The 1,698-nt window shown below is 78.3% G+C and carries 1 protein-coding gene; it reads left to right on the top strand.

Annotation, left to right across the window (positions count from 1 at the left end; all coding sequences use genetic code 11):
- Nucleotides 1-1,603, top strand: a 1,603-nt coding sequence (locus tag DY245_RS33025; protein ID WP_128510841.1) for an FtsX-like permease family protein, incomplete at its 5' end; no start/stop codon positions are given.
- Nucleotides 1,604-1,698: the final 95 nt, after the last annotated feature.

Below are 1,698 nucleotides of genomic sequence, written 5' to 3'. Positions count from 1 at the left end.
GGCGCTGCCCGCGGCCGCGGCCGGCGGGGGCCTCGCGCTGCTGCTGGTGCCCGGGGAGCGGGTGCTGCCCTCGCTGCTGGCGGCCGCCGGAACCGGGCTGCTGGGCACGCTCGCGCTGCCTTTGCGGGCCGTCGCCGCACACCGCCGCCCACAGCCCGCCGCACGCGCCGATCTTGTGCGCGCCCGCCCTTCCCGGCGCCGTACGGTCGCCGAACTGACCGTGCTGGTACTGGCGGTGGGCGCGGTGGTCGCGCTGCGCCGCCGGAGCACGGCGGCCGGCGGCGTGGACGCCCTGGTCAGCGCCGCCCCGGTCCTCGTCGCTGTGATCGCCGCCCTGGTACTGATGCGGCTCTACCCGCTGCCCCTGCGGCTGGCGGCCCGCCCCGCCGCCCGCTCCGCCGGGCTGATCGGCTTTCTCTCGCTGGCCCGCGCGGGCCGCGCCCCGGCGACCGCCGGGCTGCCGCTGCTGGCCCTCCTGGTGGCGCTGACCACCGCGTCCTTCGGCGGCTCGGTGCTCGCCGGGGTCGCCACGGCCCGCGATCACGCGGCGCTGACCGCGGTCGGGGCCGAGGCACGTATCTCCGCCGACAAGCCGCTGCCCGAGGAGTTGCGGAAGGCCGTCGCGAAGGTGCCGGGCGTCGAGGACGCGGTACCGATCCGTCTCGACGTCCAGGCCGCCGACGACAGCGGCCCGCCCCTCTATCTGGTCGTCGCCGACGCCGATGCGTACGCCCGGCTCGCCCGCGCCACCGGCCTGGGCGCCTTCTCCGCCGGGGACTTGGCCGACCCCGGCGGCGACCGGCCACTGCCCGCGATCGTCTCCCCCGGCGTCCTCGCCCGCTTCGGGCGCGCCCCGATGGCCCTGCAGCCGGAGTTCGGCCGGCTCGTGGTCCGTCCGAAGGCGGTACGCGCCGACACCCCGGCCCAGCCCGGCGGCGACTTCGTCCTGATCAACGCCAGGAGCGTCGCCCGTCTCCACCCCGACACCTACGCCGACCCCGCCACCGGCGCCTGTGTCCTGCTGCTGTCCGGCCGCTCCCTGTCCGCACCGGCGCTGCGCGCCGCCGTCCGCGCGCACACCCCCGCGTCGCTCCCCACCCACCTGGCCCTGCGCGCCGCCGAACGCGCCAAGCTCGCCGATTCGCCCCTCCAGCAGGGCGCGGAACGCCTCTACACCGCCGCCGTCGCGGCCGGCGCCGGCTTCGCGCTGCTGGCCCTGCTGCTCTCCCTCCTCCAGGCCGCGCCCCAGCGCACCCAACTCCTGGCCAGGCTGCGCACGATGGGCCTGACGCCCGCCCAGGGGCGGCGCCTGATGGTCCTGGAAGCGCTGCCGCAGGCGCTGCTCGCGGCCCTGGGCGGCGCGCTGGTCGGCGTCGCCGCGATCCGGTTGCTCGGCCCCGGCATGGACCTCACCCCGCTCGCCCTGCCCGGCTCCCCGGGCGGCGGCGGGGCGGGCACCGTACGACTGCAATCCGATCCCGCGTCCCTGCTGCTGCCGTCGGCGGGCGTGGTCGCCCTGGCCCTGGCCGTGGTGCTGGTCCAGGCATGGCTGAGCGAACGACGGCGCGAGAGCACCGAGTTGAGAGCGGGGGACACCCGATGACCAGACGGCCCGATGACCGGCCCGATGACGTCACACCGGCGGCGGGCGATCCGGCGGCCGGCCGGCCCCGGCCCGCCGCGCCCGCCGGCCTCGCC

This window comes from Streptomyces inhibens, assembly GCF_003389455.1.
GTDB classification, from domain to species: Bacteria; Actinomycetota; Actinomycetes; order Streptomycetales; family Streptomycetaceae; genus Streptomyces; species Streptomyces inhibens.
Note: the sequence above shows the minus strand (reverse complement) of the source record. Positions and strands in the feature narration are given on the sequence as shown.